The sequence below is a fragment of the Allorhodopirellula heiligendammensis genome (assembly GCF_007860105.1).
Lineage (GTDB): Bacteria > Planctomycetota > Planctomycetia > Pirellulales > Pirellulaceae > Rhodopirellula > Rhodopirellula heiligendammensis.
The window spans coordinates 776,297-800,834 of record NZ_SJPU01000003.1; the positions used below are offsets into that span (position 1 = coordinate 776,297).

The 24,538-nt window shown below is 57.1% G+C and carries 17 protein-coding genes and 1 tRNA gene; 9 read left to right on the top strand and 9 right to left on the bottom strand.

All coding sequences use genetic code 11. The features are described from left to right. Window positions 1-55: 55 nt before the first annotated feature. The 5 genes from Poly21_RS22775 to Poly21_RS22795 form a co-directional block, all read right to left on the bottom strand. Window positions 56-1,303, bottom strand: coding sequence for a hypothetical protein (locus Poly21_RS22775; RefSeq protein ID WP_146409315.1), 1,248 nt, complete (start codon window positions 1,301-1,303; stop codon window positions 56-58). Window positions 1,304-1,642: 339 nt separating this feature from the next. Continuing rightward, window positions 1,643-3,769, bottom strand: a complete 2,127-nt coding sequence (gene uvrB / locus Poly21_RS22780) for an excinuclease ABC subunit UvrB (protein WP_146409316.1) — start codon at window positions 3,767-3,769, stop codon at window positions 1,643-1,645. Window positions 3,770-4,022: 253 nt separating this feature from the next. Further along, the gene (locus Poly21_RS22785; RefSeq protein WP_146409317.1) at window positions 4,023-5,099 is read right to left on the bottom strand and encodes a transposase; all 1,077 of its coding nucleotides are present in this window, start codon (window positions 5,097-5,099) and stop codon (window positions 4,023-4,025) included. A 125-nt stretch (window positions 5,100-5,224) separates the two neighbouring features. Beyond that, window positions 5,225-6,088 carry an SDR family NAD(P)-dependent oxidoreductase gene (locus Poly21_RS22790; protein WP_146409318.1) on the bottom strand — a complete coding sequence of 288 codons (864 nt, stop codon included), beginning with the start codon at window positions 6,086-6,088 and terminating at the stop codon, window positions 5,225-5,227. 283 nt (window positions 6,089-6,371) lie between these two features. After that, window positions 6,372-6,444 (bottom strand) — tRNA-Phe (locus Poly21_RS22795). A 144-nt stretch (window positions 6,445-6,588) separates the two neighbouring features. Here Poly21_RS22795 and Poly21_RS22800 point away from each other — a divergent pair. The 9 genes from Poly21_RS22800 to Poly21_RS22840 all read left to right on the top strand — a co-directional run bounded on the left by Poly21_RS22800 (window position 6,589) and on the right by Poly21_RS22840 (window position 18,685). Further along, window positions 6,589-7,605, top strand: a complete 1,017-nt coding sequence (locus Poly21_RS22800; protein WP_146409319.1) for a hypothetical protein — start codon at window positions 6,589-6,591, stop codon at window positions 7,603-7,605. Window positions 7,606-7,814: 209 nt separating this feature from the next. Beyond that, window positions 7,815-8,495 (top strand): MotA/TolQ/ExbB proton channel family protein, encoded by a 681-nt coding sequence (locus Poly21_RS22805; protein WP_367302569.1) that lies wholly within the window; start codon window positions 7,815-7,817, stop codon window positions 8,493-8,495. Window positions 8,496-8,508: 13 nt separating this feature from the next. Further along, the gene (locus Poly21_RS22810) at window positions 8,509-8,994 is read left to right on the top strand and encodes an ExbD/TolR family protein (protein WP_146409321.1); all 486 of its coding nucleotides are present in this window, start codon (window positions 8,509-8,511) and stop codon (window positions 8,992-8,994) included. 19 nt (window positions 8,995-9,013) lie between these two features. Continuing rightward, window positions 9,014-9,835 carry a biopolymer transporter ExbD gene (locus Poly21_RS22815; RefSeq protein ID WP_146409322.1) on the top strand — a complete coding sequence of 274 codons (822 nt, stop codon included), beginning with the start codon at window positions 9,014-9,016 and terminating at the stop codon, window positions 9,833-9,835. 93 nt (window positions 9,836-9,928) lie between these two features. Continuing rightward, window positions 9,929-10,327 (top strand): hypothetical protein, encoded by a 399-nt coding sequence (locus Poly21_RS22820; protein WP_146409323.1) that lies wholly within the window; start codon window positions 9,929-9,931, stop codon window positions 10,325-10,327. A 96-nt stretch (window positions 10,328-10,423) separates the two neighbouring features. Beyond that, the gene (locus tag Poly21_RS22825; RefSeq protein WP_146409324.1) at window positions 10,424-13,783 is read left to right on the top strand and encodes an outer membrane protein assembly factor BamB family protein; all 3,360 of its coding nucleotides are present in this window, start codon (window positions 10,424-10,426) and stop codon (window positions 13,781-13,783) included. Between the two features lie 92 nt (window positions 13,784-13,875). Further along, window positions 13,876-16,167: an ABC transporter substrate-binding protein gene (locus Poly21_RS22830; protein ID WP_367302570.1), complete on the top strand. Its 2,292-nt coding sequence runs from the start codon at window positions 13,876-13,878 to the stop codon at window positions 16,165-16,167. Beyond that, a complete protein-coding gene (locus Poly21_RS22835; protein ID WP_302120248.1) occupies window positions 16,164-18,149 on the top strand; it encodes a hypothetical protein in 1,986 nt (661 codons plus the stop codon). Before Poly21_RS22830 ends, Poly21_RS22835 begins: the two co-directional genes overlap by 4 nt. Window positions 18,150-18,451: 302 nt before the next feature. Next, complete coding sequence (locus tag Poly21_RS22840) at window positions 18,452-18,685, top strand: hypothetical protein (RefSeq protein WP_146409326.1); 234 nt, start codon at window positions 18,452-18,454, stop codon at window positions 18,683-18,685. A 166-nt stretch (window positions 18,686-18,851) separates the two neighbouring features. On the opposite strand, the gene ftsY is transcribed toward Poly21_RS22840, so the two are convergent. The 4 genes from ftsY to Poly21_RS22860 all read right to left on the bottom strand — a co-directional run bounded on the left by ftsY (window position 18,852) and on the right by Poly21_RS22860 (window position 24,464). Further along, window positions 18,852-19,847 (bottom strand): signal recognition particle-docking protein FtsY, encoded by a 996-nt coding sequence (gene ftsY / locus Poly21_RS22845; protein ID WP_146409327.1) that lies wholly within the window; start codon window positions 19,845-19,847, stop codon window positions 18,852-18,854. A gap of 191 nt (window positions 19,848-20,038) precedes the next feature. Continuing rightward, window positions 20,039-22,180 (bottom strand): hypothetical protein, encoded by a 2,142-nt coding sequence (locus Poly21_RS22850; protein WP_302120250.1) that lies wholly within the window; start codon window positions 22,178-22,180, stop codon window positions 20,039-20,041. A gap of 3 nt (window positions 22,181-22,183) precedes the next feature. Then, window positions 22,184-23,350 carry a PDZ domain-containing protein gene (locus Poly21_RS22855; protein ID WP_146409328.1) on the bottom strand — a complete coding sequence of 389 codons (1,167 nt, stop codon included), beginning with the start codon at window positions 23,348-23,350 and terminating at the stop codon, window positions 22,184-22,186. Next, a complete protein-coding gene (locus Poly21_RS22860; RefSeq protein WP_302120253.1) occupies window positions 23,337-24,464 on the bottom strand; it encodes a S1C family serine protease in 1,128 nt (375 codons plus the stop codon). The genes Poly21_RS22855 and Poly21_RS22860 overlap by 14 nt, the downstream gene beginning before the upstream one ends. Between the last annotated feature and the right edge of the window lie 74 nt (window positions 24,465-24,538).

Below are 24,538 nucleotides of genomic sequence, written 5' to 3' on the forward strand. Positions count from 1 at the left end.
TGGCCTTGGCGGGGCGACCGTCGATGTGAATCAATCGCTTCGGCCCGGGCCGGGCTTATTCTCCTCGCACTCGAATCGTTCGCTTGGCAGGATCGACTGAGTCCACTACCAGACTGCGGTCACCGCTCACTCTTCGAGCGATCTGGTCCACCGGCGCCGACTGGTAGAGCCAAACATCCAGTTGCGATCCCTCCTGGGTCGATTTCCAAAATTTCGGGGGAGCGCCTGCAGTCAGCCGGGGCAGAATCTTCTCGATATCGCTGATTTTGCTCGTGTCGACGATAAAATGAACCACATCGGAACTCGGATACCCGAGGGGGTTGGGAGTCTCGATCACAGGCGTCCTGGAGGACACCTCTGGTGGAGGAGTCGGTCGCCCTTGTCGTCTGGGCGGCGTGCGAAAAACTGGGTCGGTGGGCGGCATCGCTCCGCCCGGATTCACACCGGGATTCTGCACGACTGAAATCAGCAGTATTAAAAACATCAGGCTGCACTGGAGTACATAGCCGCTGGCAAGCGTTCGCGCTAGCCCAATGAGGTACCACAACGCAATCACTGCTGCAATCGATAGCGGAAACAAGAGGAACACTGCTATTCCACCACCCGTGATCCCGCTGAAGTCGAGAGAGGCACCACCATTGGTCCGCCGCATAGCCTTGACGATCGCCAAGATCACGATAATCGCGACGCCGCCAGAGCCGATGGTGGCTGCGGATTGCAGGAACAACTCGCCCGCTTTCCCCAACGCACCAAACGCTCGTCGCATCACGTACATGCGAGGAATGAAAAGCAAGCCAACGACGATTGCCCCCAAAACGATCTCCGCTATCCCCACAATGAAAAGCGGCCACGGCGCGATCACGCTCGCCGCCAAGGTCGCCACAGCGAGCAGAGAAACTGTGATCGCTAGCCAATGTTTCTTCAGGAGAGATCCGATCGGGATGGTGCCTTTGGGGCGAGCTTGAGGGCGAGAGTTCGGTCGGGCAGTTGAGAACGTTGCATGTCCTGCTCCCGCGCCCACCGCTGGAAAGTCAAACGGATGTGGCTGCGCTGTTCTCGATGTCGGCTCTGTTCTGTCTTTCGCTGGTCGAGTACTCGGTTGTCTCCCCGCCGCAGCGCCGGAGGCAGACGCTGAAGGTGCCGGGTTCGTGGACTGTTGAGAGGACGCCTTGGCACGGGTGGCGAAAACTCGACCACATAACGGGCACTTGATCTGCTTCCCCAACAATGATTCATTCAGGGTGAGCGGTTTCGCGCACTGCGGGCACTGGACGCGGATGGTTTGAGGTTGCTCGGTACTCATTGCTCACGTTCGTGTCAAAACCGTGGATTTCCATCACACCGAGCGAAAAAATCGATCGCAATTTGCTGCGCCATCTTCATTCGATCGTCTTAAACTTCAATTGTTTATAACAGATTGATACCGCAGTGGGTCATGGTACTGGGTGCGGATATGATTTTGCAGTGAGGCGTCGATGTGAGGGATGGCGTAGTGACGATCGCTCCCTCCGAGACAATAGAATTTTTTAGCACCGGTGACCAGGAATTCTCTGTGAGAGGTGCTTGTCATCTTTGCTGCATTCCATTCTTGGCGTTGTCTCGCCACATGTGGCTGCAATAAGGAGTTGTCTCGCTGGTGCGACTAACCCCGTTTGGGGCGTGGGATTTTCGCTCGCGAGGGATTGATGCCTTTTTGTTTTTTGCCCGCCCGGCGGCCCTTACCACGGCCTCCTGAACTGTCATTCTTTTCCGGTAATTCGATTTCCGAGAGAGGTTTGCCAATGTGATCGCGAAGTTGACCGACTCGGTCACGAAGCCGCGCGGCCCGTTCAAACTCAAGGTCCTCAGCTGCCGACATCATTTCGCGTTCGAGTGCTTCGACGTACTCCAGCGTGATGTAGGTGATCTCACTCTCCGCTGTCGCCTCCCGCTCAGCGGCGCGATGTTTCGCCGCATCCGATTCGATGCCTGCCCGAACGGATTTAAAGATTGTCTTGGGTACAATGCCATGTTTTTCATTGTACGCCTGCTGGATTGCTCGACGCCGTTCCGTTTCGTCGATCGCCATCTGCATCGAGTCGGTCATCTTGTCGGCGTACAAGAATACCCGCGAGTTGGCATTTCGGGCGGCGCGACCAATCGTTTGAATCAGACTGGTTTCGCTTCGTAGGAACCCTTCTTTGTCGGCGTCGAGAATCGCAACTAAGGAGACCTCGGGAAGATCAAGTCCCTCCCGCAACAGGTTCACACCGACGAGGCAATCGTATTGTCCGGTACGAAGCTCTTGCAACAGATCGACGCGTTCAAATGCATTCAGCTCGCTATGCAGCCACCGACACCGTACTGCTTGCTCTTGGAAGTAATTGGAGAGGTCTTCAGCCAACCGTTTTGTGAGCGCCGTCACGAGCACGCGTTCATTCCGCGCCGCACGCAGCCGCACCTCTTCGAGCAAATGGTTGACCTGGCCGCGTGCCGAGACGACTTCCACGATCGGGTCAAGCAAGCCCGTAGGCCGAATGATCTGTTCAATGACTTCGCCACCGGTTCGTTCGAGTTCATAGTTACTAGGCGTGGCACTGACGAAGCAGATTTGTCCGGTGCGTTCTACCCATTCGTCAAACTTCAGGGGGCGATTGTCCAAGGCACTCGGCAGTCGGAAACCATGTTCGACCAGCGTCGTTTTGCGACTACGATCGCCGGCGTACATCGCACGGACTTGCGGCACAGTGACGTGAGACTCATCGACGAACGTGACCATATCTTTTGGGAAGAATTCGTAGAGCGTGTCCGGGGTCGCGCCGGGTGCCTTACCTGAGAGCGGACGGGAATAATTCTCAATGCCGGGGCAGTGACCAACTTCGGCGAGCATCTCCAAGTCAAACTTTGTGCGCGCGGACAACCGCTGGGCTTCGAGTAGTTTGCCGCGGCTTTGGAAGACTTCGAGTTGCTCGGCGAGTTCTTCCCGCAACGACTTCAAGGCGGCCTGGATGCGATCCTCGGGCATCACGAAGTGTTTAGCAGGATAGATGTAGAGATCGTCGACCGTTCGGATCGTTTCGCCCGAGAGCGGTTTGATCAAAGAAATCCGTTCGATCTCGTCACCCCACATTTCGATGCGAAAGGCGAACTCTTCGTATGTCGGCCAGATCTCAATGGAATCGCCCCGGACGCGAAACTTGCCACGTTCGAATGAAAAGTCGTTGCGATCGTATTGCACGTCGACGAGTTTGAGCAGCAGATGATCGCGCCGCGTCTGTTCGCCACGATGGATGTCAATTACGAGTTCCTTGTAATCTTTGGGCGAGCCGAGCCCGTAGATACTACTGACCGACGCGACGATGACAACGTCGCGGCGGCTGACCAGCGAACTGGTCGTGGCCAGTCGCAAGCGGTCAATCTCTTCGTTGATCGAAGAGTCTTTCTCAATGTACACATCCCGTTGGGGGATGTAGGCCTCAGGCTGATAGTAGTCGTAATAGCTAACGAAGTAGTGAACGGCATTGTTCGGGAAAAACTCTTTGAATTCGCCGTAGAGCTGAGCCGCGAGCGTCTTATTGTGGCTGAGAATCAGGGCGGGGCGGCCGAGATTCGCGATGACGTTAGCCATGGTGTACGTCTTGCCGGTACCCGTCGCCCCAAGGAGGGTTTGAGCAGGTTTGCCAGCCAAAAAACCTGCTGTCAATTTCTCGATCGCGGCAGGTTGGTCGCCCGAGGGTGCGAATGGCTGATAAAGGTCAAACTGGGCGGCAGGAAGGGTAGGTGTGCTCATAGCCACCGAGTTTACCGATTCGGATTGTCTGGCACAGGCCAGATGATCCACCTCCAAAAAGGGCCACCCTATTTTCTGGACAGTTCTCAGCAGGGCACGGGCGCGAGTTTCTTGCATGGAGCCTTTGCGTCGGACAACCCAAATGCCGAGATCGGCCATTTTGAGCACGCTACTCGAGACAAACCTTACAGCCCTCCCCTACCGCGCAGCGGCCAACCTGGAACAGTCTTCGCAGCAGCGTTCTGAGCCGGCGTCAGACCGATGAGAGGCCCAGCGGATTCCCGCGGGCGCACAGCCAACCCTGCCCGCGACGGCATGCTTCGCCTGCAAGGCTCTCCGGTGTGCCTGCCGCACGTTTGAAGATCCGACCGAATTTGCGCACCACATCGCACCAGCCATGCGTGTCCAAGCCAATTCGCTGCAGGATCGGGTTCAGATGGGCTGGAATGCTGCCGATCTTATCAGCACGCAATTGGCGCCCCGTCCAATCAAGCAACTCCAAGTATCTCACCATCGATACCGGCAGGAACCCTTTGCTGCTCGCTCGACGGCCTGACGCTTCGACTACCGGTCCCGTCGCGTCAGATCGTTCATCAATCTCGATTGGACTCATCCACCCACTGCGACGCCGAGCACGACTCCGCTCCCAATCGTGGGTGCTAGGCCGACTCCGCTCGTGCCGCTCGCTCAAATCGTCGATCCGATCCTTCGCTCCGGTGTAGTCGCTGGTCTCCGGAGTCTCCGCCAAAGCCGCGCGAATCGGGTTCAGGTCCACATACGCCGCACACACCAGCAAACTGGATTCATCGAGCAAAATTTGCGCTCGGTATCTACCTTCCCAAAAGTGCCCGCGAACCTCGTCTTCAGCATTGCTCCTCCGCGCAATGTTCTCAGCGGTGCACCGCATCCACCAGCTGATATCGGACAGTCGAGTGCGACGTTCCGACAACACTTCGGGTTGGTTGAGGATCATGTCCAACTCCGGCTTCGTGGGCTCCGCAGGCGAACCGTCCTCGTTTCGCCGCCGGGGGAATAATCGCAGCCAACGCCGGGCCACTTCTTCGTCCGACCAAGCTGCCGCCACATCCGCCCGACTGCGTAGGACCAGATGAATGTGGTTGTGCATCACCGAAAAAGTCAAGCAATCGATCGCAAAGACCGAAGCCAGGAACTCCAGGCGATCACGAATCCAGCCACGCCGATGTTCGTACGAAGTCCCCGTCAGCGGATCGTCACCGCAAAGAAACGCACGTCGCACGCATCTCTGAATGCAATGCACCACCTGCACTTCGGACGGGTCTAAAACTTCACCACGAGCTTGACGAGGCATCGCATCGACTCCACAGGGAGAAACTGCAAGGCCGCAAAACCCTCACGACCGTTTCTATCGTACGCGTTGCCGAGGATTAGTCAAATTGAACTCTGCCTGTCCCTATTTCCCCTAATTTCTCATTCTTAGGAGTTGGCTGCTTGTGCCGCAGCCAGGCGGGCGTCTTCCTGGCGGGCTTCGTCGACACGGTACATCTCTTGCCACGGCAGTTGGATGCCGCCGTCAATGGTAAGCGTGCTGCCGGTGACGTACTGACTGCCGGGGTGGCATAGGAAGACAACGCCGCGGCCGATCTCATCGATTCGTCCCAGACGTCCCCAAGGCAGTTTGGCGGCGCGATCCTGCAGCGTCTCTTCGGTAAAGAATTTGCGTTCGCCGGGAGTGTCGATCCAGCCGGGGTGAATCAGATTAACGCGAATACGATGCTGGGCAAGTTCTACTGCGGCGGTGCGAGCCATTTGGTCATTAGCGGCCTTGGCCATGTTGTAGGCCATCGCTCCGGGCATCGCGATTTTGGCGTGGGGGCTGCTTATGACGACAATATTGCCCCCGGCCCCGGCGTCAACCATTTTTTGGGCGCCTGCGCGGACGAAATGAAACGCACCCCACATGCTGACGTCGATCGTTTTTTGAAATTCGCTGAGGTCCGACTCCAGCATCAAGTGCCGGTCGCTGTAGGCCGCATTGCTGACGACGATATCCAGTCCACCCATTTTTTCGGTTGCTTGGTCGATGAGTTGTTCGACCGATTCGCGGTCGCCCATATTGGCGGCCAGGGTGTGGGCGACGGCACCGTGGGAGCGGCACTCTGCGGCGACTTCGTCGGCTTCGCCCGCATGGGAGTGATAGTTAATCGTGATCTCTGCCCCGGCCTGGGCCAAGGCCACAGCGATACCTCGGCCGATTCCGCGAGAACTGCCTGAAACGACCGCGCGCTGGCCTTGGAGCGGTTTGGAAACGGAATGAGATTCAGCTTGTGCAGCAGCCATGGGGAAAACGCCAGAATCGAAATGGAGGTAAGAAAACGACCGATTCCGACTAGCGTAGCGGGATTTAGATCCGCGTCGAGAAGGTTCCATTGTCAGCGGCTGAAAAAAGAGGGCTCATCCAGGGGGGAGAGCAAGCCGGTTGCCGATGCACGATGCTCGGGCGGGAGCTGGATATGGCTCGATGGCAGATGGGGCGGGTAAATCAACGCCCCACGACGGCATTTCGCTCCGGATTGTGACGTCAGTGATGACAATCTACGGGCGCGGCCGAAAAAAGAGGGAGTGGTTAGACGCGGGCTCGAACCGCGGACACCGGCCTTTTCAGGGCCGTGCTCTACCAACTGAGCTATCTAACCAGAACAATTTGTCGCCCGCATAAGATACAAACAATTTCGTATCTGTCACCGGGTGGCTTTTTTGTTCAACTAAGTAGAAAACTACGCTATCATGTGGGTTCACGTCAATCGGCCCCACCACTCTTTTTTTAAAGCAATTCCAATATGGGCACGGCCGCACCCTCTAATCCGAACTCCGATACCGCCGAAGTCCTCGAAGTCGAGGGGGAAAATGTTGGCGAAAGCGGGAAGTCCCCCAAGTCGCCGGGCACGTCCGGGGCAAGCGCTAAGGCTGAATTGAGCCCCGTTCAAGCCAAGCGGTTGGCCGAGCGTGAATCACTGCGCACAAGTAAATTTGACGCGGTTTCCTCGCTGTTTTTAGCGGTGATCCTATTTCTTGGCGTGTTCGTGTTCATGTTGTTTATCGTGTGGTTAACGATGCGGATGCCGGTCCGCGTCAAACCGATTGAGCCGATCATTGAAAACGCAGCCGGTCGAGCAGATAACGCGGAGGGGTTCGAACGCGATTTCGAGCCGCCTGGAGCGGAGGAAGTCGAAGAATTAACCGAACCCACTTTGCAGGACACGATCGAAGCGGTCACTGACGCGGTCAGCAGCGTGGCGGCGTCGCTCGATACGATGAACACCAACGCCTCGGCGAGCACATCCGGATCAGGCAAAGGCGACAGTCGTCCGCCGGGGCCCGAGGGCGAAGGCGAAGACATCGTGCCGCGTTTTGAGCGTTGGCAGCTCAATTTTTCGGCAAAAAATATCAAGGCCTATTCGCAGCAACTTGATTTTTACAAAATTGAGCTGGGTGCCATCGGTGGCTCGCAAGGCGTTGATTACGCTTCGAATCTCTCTACCCGGCCGCAGTCACGACATAGTGACGACAGCAAGGCGGAGAAGCGGCTGTATTTCATGTGGACGACCAACAGTCCGCTGAAGAGTTACGATATCCAGTTGCTCGGCCAAGCCGGGATCACCACCAATGGCAGGCAAATTATTAAATTCATCCCCGATCAGCTTGAAAATCAGCTGGCGCACACGGAACTGGAGTATGCTGCCGCGAAGGGCCATAAAAGTGTTACCGAAATCGCTAAGACGGTCTTCCAGAGCAAGCCGTCGGGAAGTGGTTTTGCCTTCGAAGTGACAGAGCAACGATATCGCAATAAACGGTAAAAACAACGTAGAACGCGTCGAAACAGCGGTACTGACTCTCGCTAGGCATTGCGAAAGGCGATCTGGAGAGCATCCTTGTCGGTGTCCATGTGCTGGCGAACGTCGCGATTCAGTGCACAATTTCCTGAACTCTCTCCTCTGAACCCTCTCTATTCCAACCCTCATAGGATTTGACCTTGTTACTTTTCGCTGCCGCTGACCTCTACACGATGATTTCCAATTCCACCTACGGTGCGTTGGCGATTGTGGCGTTGTGGGGGCTGTATCAAATTGTCATCGTGTGGACCCGCGTGGCTCAAAAACGGTTCAAAACTGAAGAGCAACAGGACGCGTTCATGGACGATTGCGAGCAGATGCTCAAAGTCGCTGATTTCGAGGGCGTCGAAGAGTACTGCGAAGGCGATGTTCGCGCGATCCCCCAGATGATGCACATGGCGATCGACAACCGCGGCGAGGGGTTCCGACGAGCCCGCCAGATCATGATGGATCGCTTCCAACGCGATGTGATGAGTGATCTCGAGTACCGGCTCAGTTGGGTCAGCACGGTGATTAAGAGTGCCCCGATGATCGGGCTGTTCGGGACGGTGTTTGGGATGATGGGCGCGTTTAAAACACTCGCGACCGCCGAAAGTGTGGAGCCCTCCCTGCTGGCGGGTGATATCCAGGTGGCCCTCGTGACCACAGCCAGCGGTTTGGCGATCGCCATCCCGTTGATGATTCTGGTGGCATCGGTGAATATTCGCATCGCCAAAATGGAAGATCTTGTTGGTTCCGGGCTCACCCGGTTCTTCGAAGCGTTCAAAGCCGGATTGGCCGTCGCTGCGACGCGTCCGGCGCCAGTGGCAGCGGAAGCTGTCGCTGAGGAAGCCACCGACGCGGAAACTATGTAGAAAGTAGGCCAGCATGAGCAACGAGCTAATCGACGATGATGATGATATGGATGCCGTCCCGCCGCGCAAAAAACGCGACGAGGAGGAAATGGATATCACGCCCATGATCGACATCACGTTTCTGCTGCTGATCTTTTTCGTGGTGGCGTCGAAGATGGACCCGTCACAAACCGGCAATATCCCCGAGGCCCAGAATGGCTTGGCGATTTCAGCCAAAGATTCAGCCATCATTTTTATTGAACCCGCAGGCGGCGACGCACCAGCGATTTTGAAAAGACGTGATCAGAGTGAGTTCAGTAAAGACGAAGAGGCCCAGGCGACTGAGATCGTCCAGTACATCACCGATGAGCTGGAGAAATCAATTAGCAAAAACAAAGACCAGGTGATGCTATTGGGCGATGGCCAGGTCAAGGTCTCCGAAGTCACCCGCGTGCAAAAAATCATCGGCGATGAGTTCACCGACATGCAGTTCACGTACATCGCCGTCAAAGAAAAATAAATCCGAGGTAATTTGTCGAATGTCGATCAGTGTCCAATGTCCGTCGTGCGACATGCGCCGCAAAGTCAACGAGAGGTTGGCAGGGCGGACGATCCGTTGCCCGGGTTGCGACCAACCGCTGACGATTCCAACCGTGGTCGAGGCGGAGCCGCTCGAGCCGTCCCAGAGCGAGATGTCTGAGGTTGAGTTGCCCGAACAGGGCGTCCTTGAGCATGTCGCGTCCGGCGACAGCGTGATCATGGAGGCGATGTCCGTCAGTGCCGCCGAGCAGGCCCCCGTTGCTGTATTGTCAGAGTCAGGGCCTGATACAAAGGGAAGTCACTCGTCAGCAGCGGCGCCTGAGCCGCATCACGCCGAGCACCCGCCGTCGGCCCTCTTGCACGATGACGATGACGACGCGATCCCCCCACGAAAGAAACGCGACGACGGTGAGCTCGACATGACACCGATGGTGGATGTGACGTTCCTGTTGCTGATTTTTTTCATGGTGACGGCGAGTTTCAGTCTGCAGAAGTCCATTAAAATGCCCAAGCAAAACTCGGACTTGCCGAGCATGTCAAATGTGGAGGAGCCCACGGAGGAACTCGATCCCATCGAGCTAGAGATTGAAGAAAACGGCAGCTTTCTCGTCCTCGCCGCTGATTGGGAGCGAGAAACGCCCGGCAAACAGAACCTGGTCAGTGCGCTCAAGCAAGCGATTGGAGCGAACAAGGATGGTATGCGACTGGATATTAAGGTCCATGAGAATGCGAAGCTGCAGATGCTCGTTGACGGCATGGACGCGGGCACGATCGCTGGCTTTCAAGAAATCCAAGTTGCTGAAGTTGACGGATTTGATTAGCGGCAAGATGCCGCAGCGAATCGCCTCTACTCCCCTTCTCTCCTCGTCCATTTCGGCTGTCGACCTACTTGCCCACAGCTCGAAGCTAATAACATGAGCATCTCACCTCCATCGAGCGAAGAAGTTGGGCATGCAAACGCAGGTTTGTATGTTTCAGCTGTTCACGCATCGCCTCGCCAGCGGCGTGAAAATGGGCCGCTCGCTCCAACCACGATCCATGGGGAGGTAAGCGGTGGATTCGTGGTGCTCACCGCTGGCGGGGAGCGGCAGACTGCGGAGAAACAAAAATGGATCAGAGTGCTCAAGCGAGCCGTTGTAACGAACCATGACGGCAGGCGGCTCGATATAAAGGTACCCGCGAGTACGCAGCTCCCGACCTCGTCGACGCCATGGCTGCGGGGGGTATTGCCAGCCTCCATGATATCCAAGTTACGGAAGTCAACAATTTTGAATAGCCGCCAAACGCCGCAGCTATTAGCTTCTCTCTTCTAACGACTCTCCTCACTTTTAACTCATTTCTATCCTCTCCGCCTGTGGAGCTAGTAGCTAGCTGCTAGTGGCTAACAGCTCACCAAATAACTTTTCTTTATGCTTGCTAACGAACTGATTGACCGCTTGGAACGACGTGGTTTGCTTGACCAGGAAATTATCGAGGCCCTTCGCGAACAGTTGACTGAGGGAGGTGCCCGAGTGACACCGGAAGCCGTCGCAAAATTACTGGTTGACAATGGACAGTTGACACGGTTTCAGGCATCCAAGCTGATTGGTGAACTTCGTAGCCCCGATTATGAAGATGTGGTCGAGGCCGTCGACGCTGATGATGATCTGGCGGCGATCGGCGGCGATGACGACGTGTTGATGGTCGATGAGGTATTCGATGCCGAGCCCGTCGATGCCGAGCCGGTTGAGGCTGTTGCGGTAGCAGCTGAGCCGGTCCAGGCCGTCGCTGTTGCGGAGGGAGTCGATGGCGAGCGCCCGCGACCGAAACGCCCCTCGGGCCGCGTGGCACCTCCAGAACATAAGTCGGTATGGGATTCATTCAAAATCTATGGTTATCTCGGCATCATTGGTTTCTTGGCCATCGCCGGATATGGCTTCTATTTTATCTTGAGTAAAGCCAGTGCGGATGACGTGATCGATGCTGCCAACAAGCAGTACGACAGTCAGAGCTATCAGCCCGCCCAAGACGCCTACATTTCGTTCTTGGCCCAGTATGGTGAAGACAACCAGTATTCGTCGTTGGCTCGAACCCGTATCGGGATGAGCGAGATCTATCGCAGTTCGCAGATGACCGACGCCACCGAAGGGCTTCACAAGGCCAAGGAGGTGTTACCTCGGATCATTGAGGAGCCGGCAATGAATGACGAACGCGGCAACTTGGGGGCGCTGTTGGTAGATATTGCCGAGAACATTGCCAAGGAGGCGGGGAAAGCGACCGAGACTGCCGAGAAACAGCGGTTGCTCGATCAGCTCGACGAGCAGTGGACTCTCATCGACAACCCCAACTACATGCTGACGTCGATGAAGACGACGTTGGAGGGGCGGCTGCTACAGGTCACCGAAGCACGCAATCGTGTCAAGCGTGATATTGTCCGCAACATCCGTTTGGATGAAACGGAAGCGACGATGAAAGAGGCGCTTGCCAAGCAAGACACGAAAGCGGCGTATGATCTCCGCAAGTCATTGCTGCGTGATTTTCCCGAGCTCGCTGCGGATCCCCGCTTGGCGGTGCTCGTCGGGGAGGCCAGTACGATCCAGGAGACCTTGGTTGCTCCCTCCAAGAGCAAACCCGAATCGATCACTGAACCGATTGACGAGGGCTCGCTAAAATCGATCGTGTTGACGAACCGTGTGGAGGTGAAACCGCCTGTTCCCGGATTGCAGGATGAAATTTACTACCTGCGTGCCGGTGGCAGTGTGCTCGCGTTTTCGGCCTACGATGGTCAACTGCTGTGGCGGAAGTTCACCGGATATGGTGAAGACCATACCCCCATACGGCTCGATGACGGTCGGTCCGTACTGCTAACGGATCTCACACAGAACGAAGTGCAGAGCTACCGCGGCCGGGATGGCGAATTGCAATGGCGGTTGAAGGTGGGCGAAACGTTTGAGGAACCGGTTGCTGGCAAAGATTCGATATTGATCTCCGTCCACTCGGGGCGTTTGATCTCCTTGGATTCAGAGACCGGCGATACGAACTGGGTGACCGAGTTACCGCAGACGATCAGTGCGCCGGCGGGAATCGATGACAAACTCAATCGAATTTATCTGGTCGGGGATCATAGCAATCTTTACGTGCTCGATGCGAACACGGGGAAGAGTGTCGAGAGTTTTTATACGGGTCATGAAGAGGGAACGATTGCGGTCGCTCCGGTGGCTTTGCTCGGGCACCTGTTCGTCGTTGAGAATGCTGGCTCGGATTACGCGAACCTGCATGTTTTGCGAATGGACGAAACCGGCGGCGGTTTGAAGGTCGCCCAGCAACCATTCCGCTTGACCGGAAATGTGTTGGTACCGCCTGTCATCCAACAGCGACGCATGATCGTGCTAACCGATCGTGGCCAAGTCGCGGTGTTTGACATCGAGCCCACCGAGGAGGGCGAGCAGGTCTCCAAGATTGCCGAACAAGTCGCGTCTTACGATAAGCCGACACTGACACGCATGGCGGTCGGTCGCAGCCAGATGTGGATCACCGGTACGCGAATCGGACGATACGAATTGCAGATCAACACCGGGACCGTGCCGTTTGACTGGGGCAAAGACGAAGGCGATACGTTCATTGGCCAGCCCCTGGCGTTGGAAGACATGTTGATTCATGCACGCGTTTTGCGTGGCACGTCTGCGATTCGGGTTACGGGCGCGGTCCCCAAAACCGGCGACGAAATCTGGCGGACGGATGTCGGAACCCCGATTTCGATGTTGATCAAAGCGGAGAAAGGATTCCATGCCGTGACCAGTCAAGGGGCGCTGTTTGAACTCGATCTGGAATCGTTCAAGAGCGGTTCGACACAAGGGCCGATTGAAAATCCAGGTGCCAATTCCATCTCGATGAATTTCACCAACCCCATCACGATTGAGGGGAATCGTCGCGTGCTGCTCAATGAGTCCCAACCCAATGAGTCGATGGTGTACGACCCCACCCGCCGCCGAGAACTCCTGAGGAAGGTCACCTACCACCTGTCCGACCCGGCTCCCGTGGGTGTCGGAATTTACAGTGGTGGTGGCATGCTGCTGCCGCTTGATTCGGGACGAGTGGTGCTGATGAATTGGGAAACTGGCGCTTCGACAGGAGCGCCATTTCAACCTGCCAGCAATCCGAGTCCTGACAACACGGTGACGTGGTCAGCCCCCGTTCGTGTGAGCACCGATGCCGATCAAGTGCTGCTGACAGACAGTCGCAAGAAACTTTATCGGATTCGAGTCGGTGACCAGATTCGTGAACTTGCCAGCGTCGATTTGAAGGCTCCGTTTCTGAGCAAGACCATCGGCGTGGGCAATGTTTTTGTCGGTGGTGTGAGTGGTCCTGCAGCGGATTTCTTGGTCGGCTACGAAGAAGAAGCGTTGGCCGAAAAGTTCCGTAAACTTCTCGATGGTCGCATTCAGTGGGGCCCGTCACTGGCAACCACCGATGATGGTGAAGAGTTGGCGTTGTTGATCACAAACGACTCCGTGCTGCGAGCATTTTCAGCTGACGGAGAGGAGGTGTTTCAAACTCCGATGCCAGTCTCAGGGCTGCCGGTGAATGAAGTTGTCTCGATCCAAGGCCGTTGGATTTTGACCGGCGTCGATGGTTGGCTTGTGGCGCTTGACCCGTCCACCGGCAAGGTGCTCGGCACGACGGAGCTAGGCCAGCCCCTGTCGGCCAGCCCATTGCCTGCGGGCAAACAACTGTTCGTCCCCGGCGCCGAGGGCGTGGTCTACATTACCAACATCCCCGGCGAGAATTGATTATGTCTTGGTATTCTTTCATGCACGTGTTCTGCCCACCTCACGCAATTTCCGTTAGGAATATTGTTGTCGCCACGCTGGTTGGCGGAACGATGATGATGCTTGGATCGGTGGGCACGCACCTGCAGGCGGAAATCATCAATTACGCTGAGGTCGGCCGCCCCGAAGATCCCGGCTTGGAGCTTCTTCAAGAAGATCCTCACGACCTGATCTTTTTCAAAAAAGAAGCCGGTGGTGGCTGGGTGAAGGCGAGGCTGCTGGACTTGCCAGGGCGAGAGATGCCGGCTAACCCCAAAGGCCAGCTCAAATTTCGCATCAATGGTATTGAAACCAAAGACTTCGTTGCCAAGTGGGACGAAATTGAACTGATCGACTTTTGGGAAAAGCGTCTCGAACGGGAAACCGCCGATCGTATCAAATCGGGCGACTTCACCGGTGCGTATCCATTCCTGTCTGTGCTGATTCGCGATTACCCCAATCGTCCAAATTTGCGAACGCTCCGTTCAGAGTACCTGCTCCGTGACGCGCTCAGCCGTTTTAAGAAGGGGGAGATTGGCCCCGCGCTGGCCATGCTCGAAGAACTCCACCGCTATGCACCGGAGTACAAAAGTGACTCGGTGATCTCTGGCATTGGTTTGACGACCGATCGCCTGATGCAGCGGTTGATGGAGGAGCAGAAGCTCGAACTGGCACAGCAACTCTTGGCCCGATTAGAAAAAGACTACCGTGGTCAGAATTTGGCATCGATTAAGAAGTGGAATCAAACCTTCCTGGAGATGGCCCAGGAGCGTCAGGATGCGGCGATCGCTGCGTTAGAAGCAGAAGATTTTCGCACTGCTCGCCGGCTTTCGCGGGAGAGTATCCACCTCAAACCGTCGATTCCCAACGGCCAGGAACTCGTTCGCAAGATTGACCAAATCTATCCACTGGTGAATGTCGGTGTGCTGCAAACCGCCAAGAATCCAGATCCGACACGTTTGGACAACTGGGCCGCTCGCCGCGCCGGACGGTTGCTCTACCGAGTTTTGTTTGAGATGCAGGGTGCTGGGCCGGAAGGTGGTGAGTATGAGTTTCTGTTTGGTGAGACGGAACAGAGCGCTGACCGCCAGGAATTCAAAATGTTGTTGCAGCCCGAAAAACTGGAGTCACCACTGGACCGTATTAATGGGTTTCTCGTTGCGGATCGCCTCGCCGAACGCGTCGACCCGGGTTCGCCCGTTTACTTCTCGCCTTGGGCGGCGGCGATCAAAGCCATCGGACTTGATGGTCCCAAGGAGATTGACTGTCTGTTGCGCCGGCCCAACGTACTGCCTTCTGCCCTGATTCAAATGACCGTCGATGGTAGTTGGTTCGGCGGTGAGCCGGGGTCGCCCACAGGCGACTACCGCCGCGACGTGGTCGAGGGCGACGTGGTTCGCTATACGCTCGTGGGCAAGCAGAGAACTGCGACCCAACCACGCGAGATTGTGGAAATACGCACTGAGAGTGCAGCGGATGGTGTGGCGAAACTGCTCAAGGGCGAGGTCGATGTGCTCGACCAACTGTTTCCAGCTGACGCCGTTCGTCTGGAGAGTAATCGGAAGTTTCGGGTAGCGAAGTATCCATTGCCCAGCGTTCATATGTTGGTCCCGTGCAGTGATCATGCCTACCTGGCTGAACGCGCGTTTCGACGGGCTCTCGTTTACGGTACGAACCGGGAAGACATTTTATCGGGCGAGTTGCTGGAAGGCCTGGAGGTGCCCGGTTGCCGAGTCTTGTCAGGCCCATTTCCCGCCGGGCTCGAGCAGAACGATCCGCTGGGCTATGCCTATGACCAGTCCATTGCCCCTCGCCGGTACGAGCCGAGGCTGGCGAAATTGCTGATCACGATGAATGCCAACACACTTGAAAGCCAGGCTAAACGCAAGAAAGAGGCTGTGCCGGAGTTGAAACCCATCCGCTTGGCCCATCCGCCTGAGAATCTGTCTCGCTCGGCCTGTGAGGCGATCAAAAGCCAGTGGGAGTTGTTGGACTTGGAAATTGAATTGGTCGAGTTGCCAGTCGGGATGGCATTCCCCGAGCCGGGGACGGCGGACCTCGCGTACGTTGCTGCCGCAGTCTGGGAACCGATTATCGATGCTCGGCGCGTACTCGGGCCTAACGGCATGGCTGGCAGCACCGATCAGTTGGTCGGCCTGGGGCTGCGACGGCTCGAGGAATCCAGAAACTGGAAAGACGCCCGCGACCGATTGCTCGATCTGCATTACATCGTCCACCATGAGTTGCCCATCATTCCACTTTGGCAATTGGTCGATTCCTATGCTTACAATCGCAATCTCCTGGGCGTCGGATCGGACGTGGTGTCACTGTACCAAAACGCTGAAAAATGGAGGCTGAGCCAATGAAACGCCGCATAAGCTTGGCCATCGCGGCCTTGATGTTCTTGTTCACCGTCGCTGGTTCGAGGTATCTGTCGGCGCTCGCACCGATGGCCGACTCGGTGGCCGACGAGAGTGCCACGCCAGCCGCTGATTCGTCGGCAGCCAGCGCTGAATCGGTCGCTCGCGCGCCAGCGGCCGGCACTGACGAAGAAACCGATCTGCTAGCCGAGATTGAAGAGCGTCCCGAAGAACCTCCGCCGTTCGATTTCTCGCCGTACCGCGTGCTGATTTGGATCGCATCGGACAACCCTCGCATTGATGCCGACTCGTTGCGTGAGGACCTAATGAAGTATCTCGATCGCGACTTTCGCTCGGTATGGCGAACAGTGATCGCTGACGCACCGCCTGGAGTCGCGTCGATAGCGAGACGGGACCTAGCCTCGATCACATTTGATTCGATTGCGGCAGCGGACCCGGTCATTGCGCTCAAACGTGACCATCCCGATTCGGTACGTGTTCACTTTGCGTCCGATGCAGGGCGTTTTCTGAGTCAGATTCTTGGTACGCAAGGGCGTGTGCAGGATATCATTCGCCGCATTGAAAAGGATCCAGAATCCAAAACGACGCCGGCCAAATTTGCTTGGCGAGCGAAGCTTCGCCCGATTTCTGGGGACGCCGTCGATCTGCGAGAGATGTGGAACGACAAATCCACCGAGGCACTGTTGGTGTCGCGGGGCATGGGCGATTCTCTGACCGACCCAGAAGCCAAACTCATTGTGCCACCGCTGGAAGGACAGGTGATCGAAGCGATCGAGCAGTTCGACAAGATTTATGTGGTGCGGTTGCAAACCAGGGTCGCGCCGGCAACGGTCGATGTCGTCGAGCTAGACACATTAATGCAATATTTCGGTGACGTGGTCCACCATGAGATGATTTCGCCCAGCGATATCGCCATGTCGATCGGCATCGCCGTCCGCGATGCGTTTTCGCCCGTGGTTCGAATCGATGATGCTGGCAGGAGTTCAGCCGTCGGTCTGGTGAGGGCAGCTGGTCTGGCACTCGATCCGGATTCCCCCATTCATCTGCGCGTGGGGGAAGTACTCGTCCCGCTGGTCCGCAAAGATGATCGCAATGGCCGCCCGCTTACCCTCGGCCCTCTCGATTTTGCGTCGTTGTATGTCACGGAAAAAGACGAGCACTCGGTCAAGATGGATTTTTACACAGGCCGCATGACCACGTTGCAGGGACGTAAGAACAATCGTACGCACCGGATGGGGTTACGACTTAAACCACGCCGTGATAGTACGATGTTGCGGTTGCACGCCAAAGGCAAGCCGAATGAACCATTGATCGGCTACGAGCTCTACGATAAGGAGCTTGATAGCACGAGCATGACCTTTGTGGGCCGGACAGACTGGGACGGTCGATTGCCCGTTGAAAAAATCGATCGCCCACTTCGCCTGCTCTACGTCAAGAATGGTGGTGCGATCCTGGCAAGACTGCCTATCGTGCCTGGGCAGCATGATCTCGTGGTCGCCGATCTCGCCGGGGATGACATGCGACTGCAGGCCGAAGCTTATATCCGCGGCGTACAGAATGCGATCGTCGATCTGGTGGCTATTCGCGAGCTATTCAAGGCCCGGATCAACATGCGCATCAAGGAAGGCAACCTGAAGGAAGCCGACGAGTTGCTCGAGACGTTGCGGAATGAACCTTCCAACGAGAAGATTGCTAATGACATGGGCGTGAAGCAGACCATGTTCCTCAAAGCGATTGGGCGCAATCCCAATCAGCAGCGCAAGGTCGACGAGATGTTTAGCGAGACGCGGGAGCTGCTATCGAAACAGATCAACCCCAGAATCATCAACGATCTCGAAATGGCGTTGATCGAGGCCAAGCAGGCCGGTGAGACACCACCGCCCGAGGAACCCGCACCAAGCGACGCGCCGCCGGCGGTCGAAGCCGAGCCGCCTCCTGCCGAAGCCGCGGAGGTGACCGCAGAGTAGCTTGCGACCCTCAGTTGCTCGCGAGATTGCTTCACCGGCCCACATGGGATGTTGCGAAATACCCGCTATCGGCAAACAGGCCTCAATCGGTATCAACGTCAGTTTCGGAGTCCCTGCAGCGCATTCATCGTGTTTTCATGAAAAATTGCGTTCCCCCTCTTCCGGAGATGGGTGATGGGGTCACAATGACGTGCAGCGGTGTCTGCTGTTGATGCGATTAGGAAATTACCTGTGTGTCGTAAGCGGGCAGCAGCCGTTGTCTTTCCACAAGACCCTACCCAAATCCTCTCTAGGCAAAAAAGATGATGTTTCGAATTCTTGGTGTTGCAATCTGTGCTTGTTGCTTGACTTTCGCTGGGTGCGATGAGTCGGCTGACAACGTGGGCGCTGATATCTCCAACGCAGCTGATTCCGCCGTTGAAGCGACCGGCGATGCAGTCGACGCCGCTGCTGAAAAGACAGGCGAAGCGGTCGATGCTGTCAAAGAGACCACCGCTGACGCAGCCGACGCTGTTAAAGACGCTGTCAGCGAGTAAGCTGACCGTTGATAAACGTTTAGAAAACGAGAACGCGGCGACCAAGCATTTGGACGCCGCGTTTTTTGTTTGCCGAGCCGGTCAATCGGTAAAGCGGTGGTGTTTCATTCGATTGTCGAATGATTTCCGCGCGGCGCAAGCGAAACGCGTGTGCCGACGGATGGCCTTAATTCTGGAACAGTGCTTCGGCGAAGGAGTCTGGATCAAAGGCCGCCATGTCGGTGAGGCCTTCCCCCAGTCCGACGAACTTCACGGGTAGTTGGAATTGCTCGTGGATCGGTAAGACGACGCCGCCTTTCGCCGAACCGTCGAGTTTGGCCAACACGATCCCAGTACAGCCGGCTGCGGCACTGAAGCCTTTGGCTTGGCTGATGGCATTCTGTCCTGCCGTGGCATCGAGGACCAGCAGCACCTCGTGCGGCGCACCCGGCAATCGTTTGTCGATCACTTTACGGATTTTCTGCAATTCCTGCATCAGGTTGCTTTGCGTCTGCAATCGGCCTGCGGTATCGATGATCACATAGTCTGAGCCGAGTTCGATTGCCTTGTCGACGCTTTGGTAGGCGATGCTGGCAGGGTCAACGCCGCTTTTCCCCGTGACGATCTCACAGCCAATCCGCCCCGCCCAAATGGTCAGCTGCTCGACTGCGGCAGCTCGAAATGTGTCGCCTGCGCCGAGCACGAGGCTGTGCCCGATGCTATTGAGATGATTGGCGAGTTTGCCGATCGACGTGGTCTTCCCGCTACCATTGACCCCAACGACTAAGACGACAGTGGGACCGGAATCCGATTTGGCGAGTCCGCCATGGTCCTGACGTAGCTGCTCGCGAACCTCATCGGTGATCGTGGCGATCACCTCCTCCAAATGCACGACCCGGCCACGATATTGCCGCGCCACTTCGTCTCGAATTTTATTGGCGGGGCCAGTCCCCATGTCCGTACGAATCAAACGGGCGAATAATTCATTTAGAAATTCTTCGTCGACGAGCCGACCTTCGCTCTTGAACAGGTCGCGAATATCGGTGCCCAGCACGCGGCGAGTTTTCTGCAGTCCGTTGGAGAACTTCGAGAACAGACGGCCTGTACCTGCGGGCTCCCCCGAAGGTGTCGCATCGTTGGATTCTGGTTGGCTCGGTGTTATCTTCGATCGCCAAAACGCCATCGGTATCGGTATCCTGAGAATGAAAATTGGTTGCGCGGGACAGCAAACCATATCAAACGCCCGGCATCTATTCGACGGGTGGTTAGCATAGGGCAGATTGGTTTGCCGAGTAGGCTTGTCTCCCCGAGACACGCCCCCAAGTCCCAGCGGTGCGAGTCTGAGTCTCGGAGAGATGCGGCTACTCTTCGTTACTAGGAGAACGGTCGGAGGATGGTGGGGAGTTGGCGATAGAGGAACCGAGGCATCATCGCGAGGTAACGATCGGAGACGGGATCGTGCTCGATGAAGATCAGCGTGTCGGTTCGAGCGGCCGCATCGCGGATTCGCTGCAGGATCTCGTCACGACGGGGGCCCATTTCATCACCGATCACCAGCAGTGGCATGCGGTCATACGTGGCGGCAGTTCCGACCCACCAATGTTTCGCATCGGCAGTCCGAACCTGGAGGCCCATGGGGGCGAGTGTTTTGGCAAGCATCTGACCGGCCGGTTGATTTGCGTACGGCAGTACCAATTGCCCAGGTGTGAGCCGCCGTTGACGGGCATCGTCCCAGTTGACGATGCAGGCAACTTGGTTCGCTTGGGCGGTCTGTCGCAGCAGTCCGGCGAGCGTAATCGCGGTGTCCAACTGCGGTCCCGACTGGCCACCTTCGAGGAGCGGCCATTGCTCGGCGAAAACCTCCAGCGGTGAGTTTGCGGCAGCTTTCATTGTCAACAAGCCATCTGCGCGGGCCGTCCAGTGGGCGAGCGCGGGCTCGGGGAGCTGGGGATCTATCCCTCGGGCAATCCGCAGACAGTCGGTCACGAGTGCTCGCAGATTGAGTTGTTCCCGCTCGTTCCACCGAGGATCGTTGGCGATCCGATCCACGAGCGTCTTTGCGGACTCCTGCTCAACGCCGAAATCGTCGGTGTTAACCACCGTTTTCAGTTTTGCTTGTGCTTCCGCGATCGTGAGCGTGAGCAATAATCTCGTTTTCTCCTGCTCGAACTCCATGCCAATCCCAGCGGCGATCGCATCCATTAAGTCGCCGATCGCTTTCCAGCCGGGCTGCGGATCGTCAACTTTTTGCAAAATCGGAATGCCAGCTAAATCGAGCGTGAACCAATCGACTTGGATGGGAACTTGAGTTAGCTCGCTGCAAACTAAAACGAAGCTGGTCAAGGGATAACCCGCCGTTTGAATTGCAACTTTAAATTTAAGAGCATTGTCAATGTTCACGTCTGGTGGCGGCGTGGCCAGCAGCATGGGGTCGAGCATCGCATCGGCGGCTTGATCAACGACGAGATCATCAGCGGGGGCGATCCCCGGCGTGACCGGTGGTGCATCGGGGGCATTGCCGGGCAAATCCAGCAGGTTAACGAAAGACGCAAGTTCAGGAGGCAGGTCCGTCAGAGGATCCGCGGCGGGTTCGTCAGACTGTTCTGGGACGACGCCGGGTGTTGCAGCAGGAGGGGTTGTGGGCGACCCGCCATCCTCACCACCGAGCACATCCATCGGCATGAGCTCCGCCGGAATCACTGAGCCTGGGGTGGGAGGGACGCTATCAGGAGGCGGCGAAATCGTGTCATTGGTGGTACCGGGATCCGCTTGCTCGGTTTCATCCCCGTCCGGTATTAACGGACTAGGCACATTCTGGGATGCGTCATCGGGCGTGTTGGACGAAGGCTCAGCGGCGGGAGTGTCTTCGAGTGGACGCGGTGGGTTTTCCAAGCCGTCGTTGGGTGCGGCAGCCGGGTTCTTAGCGACGGTCGATTGGGAAGCGGAGTCACTGAGTGACCACATCACTAAGATCGCCACCAGTAGTAAACCTCCGGCGATCGCGATGCCCGTGAAAATTTGCCGACGAAATCTTTGAGTGGATTCAGTCGCCCAGTTCGCATTGTCTTGCCAGTCTGTCGAGTCTCCCTGCTGTTCTGCAGGAATCGTCGCCGTCGTAGCATTCTGTTCAAGTGCAGAGTGTGGTTCTTCTGTCGAGAATCCACCATTGGAAAGCCTTAAGCGTTCAGGCAGTCCAAGTCCTTCGCTATCGAGCAGGTCGCTGTGCGTAATCTCCTGGCTGTCAACGGGATCGTTGCCGACGACCATTGGCGGGCGAGGGGGTGCCGAAGAGGAATCTTGTGAGGCAGGCTCGCTCGGTGGCTGCGCAGGCGACTGCCCCGTGGCGTCTGCGTCTAGGGCTGGTTGAGGCGACTGTGCCGATGCTGGATCCGGTGCATCGATTTGCACCATCGACCCGCATCGAGGGCAGGCCACGATGGTGCCAATCAAAGCTTCGTCGGTCACCCGCAGGCGACCATGACAACTGACGCACCGAACGGCAAAAGGAACAGCCAAGAGTTATTTACCGCCCGCTTCGGTAATCATGCTAGACACTTCGTTCAGGACGAGTGAGGCGGGCAACGCGTAGCTAACAACACGGCCGGCGCGAGCAATGTTGATTCCGATCACCTGTCCCTCGGTGTTGAGCACCGGGCCCCCACACTGCTCGGGATTGAGCACGGTATCGTGTTGGAGGGCACGCTCGAATCCAGACAGCCGAACATTCCGTGCACCGTTCACTCGAGCGTCATTCTCCGATTCCTGCATCACGGAAAACTCACTCAACTGCGCTGGAATGTCGACGGTGCTGCCGTCGCGTTCGATGGTTAACTGCACGACTTCGCCAGGAAACATGCTGTTGAGTGTCGATACGACGATGTCCACGTTGCTCTGGGTCTGCCCATCGATTGCAATGATTCGATCGCCCATTTCCAAACCAGCTTCATCGGCACCGCTATGGGGAATGATGCTGCGAACGCGTGCTCCGGCTTGCTCAATTTTTTCCAACTTGATTCCCAACCGCCCCATGTGTCCAACTTTGCGAGGGGCCGCGCCGACGACACCGATGCCGACGACCCGTCCCGAGCGGTCTGGACTGATGATAAAACTGCCGATCTGGGGCACCTCCGAAGCAAACTCGACCGCACGGAGGGATTGGCTGACTGTCGACGCATCGGCTTGGACGACCAGCAACGCCAGATCGCTGGCCCGGCGGACCGCTGCTACGCGAGCAGGGAGGAGTTGGTTGTCTGCCAGGCGGATGCGAATCGGATCGCCTGATAGTTCACTGCGTTTCGTCAGGACGTACACATCCTGTATTTCAGCGGTATCCGCCGAGCCAGTGAGTGACGTCCGCGTGGGACTGGATGTGATCAGTGCTGTCGTGGCCGCATGGGGCTGACTGACGACGGTTCCCAAGGCGACCGGCCGCCCGCTACTGATGACTTCGACGACGCTCCCCTTGAGCTCACCCGCGATGGGTTGGAGGAGCTGCATCATGGCATTGCTGTCGCGCCGGTGGACCACCCGGTCAACCAATCGCTGCTGCAACCATTCCGGGATCGGTGAGGCGTCTTGAGCGAACGTGGGCGCGGCTAACCCGGCGGTGGCGCACAATAACAGCGCACAGCCAAGCAGCCTGGAGCCCCCAACGGTACTCAAGGGAGGATGGTTAAGAGGATTCATTGGCCCTTCCGATTTCGACAACAACTTGAACGAGACTGCCCGCACGGCGTAACCAAACCTTGATGCGTTCGCCGGGCATCGTATCGGCGACCGCATTTTTGAGTGACTCGAAGTCGGTGATAGGCACGTCACCGAAACGCTCGACCACGTCTCCCTTCTCAATCCCCGCGGCGGCGGCGGGGGAGCCTGGATAGACGATTTTGACATTGGCTTCCTCGGCGCCGTTGCCCTTGACGCCCAGGACGGGTTTGAACCCCGGGAGGAACCCCCATGATTCACCCTGGCTCATCCGATCCCATGATTTATCAAAGTGGTCGACAGGCACATGCAAGTTATCGGCGACGTCATTACCGATCCGACTGTGGATGGCAATCAATCGGCCGGCGAGATCAAATAGCGGCCCGCCTGAATCGCCACCGATCAGCGCACAATCGGTATCGAGGGAATCTTCTCGTACGTCGAGTATTCGGCCTACTCGCGTCACCATGCCGCGCTCGCGGTCATATCCGCCGGGGTGACCGGTGGCGATACACCACATGCCGGTACGCAGGTCTTTGCTGTTTCCCAACGTCGCGTAGGGCCAGGGCTTGCCACCATTTTGGCCTGGATTGATTTTGATCAGCCCGGCGTCGACGTGCCGATCCATGCCCCGAGTGGTGGCCGTGACGGTGCGTCCATCGGCCAGCGTCAAGACAGCTGCTTTACCGGGCCGCATGGCCACGTGGGCGGCGGTCATTACAAAACCGCTGCCGGTCACGATCACGCCACACCCCTGCGCGGGACCGATCTGCACGCTTACGGTACATTCGTCAGCCCGTGCGGCCACCTGCTGGGTTTGGCGTTGAAGCACACGAAGCATCTCGAGAGATTCGGGTACCCCACCCTGTTCGAGCAGGTCGTGTAGGCTCGCCGGTGGCTCGACCCAAGTGTTGCCGTTGACGTTTTCGCGATGGGGCTGCTGGTTCGACGAACCCCGGTCAGCGGCGTGACGTGGATCCTGGGCGTTCACAGGTGCCGCCACCGATAGCATGACCGCGGTCATAGCGGTCGCTTGGATGATCCCGTAAATCCGCGGCGGGACGCGCACCTCGATTTTGGACGTTTTTAATTTCAATCTGCCAGCCCCATCGCAAAAAACCACGGATTCGACACCTCGTGCACCCACGCTCTCATAGAGGAGTCCACACA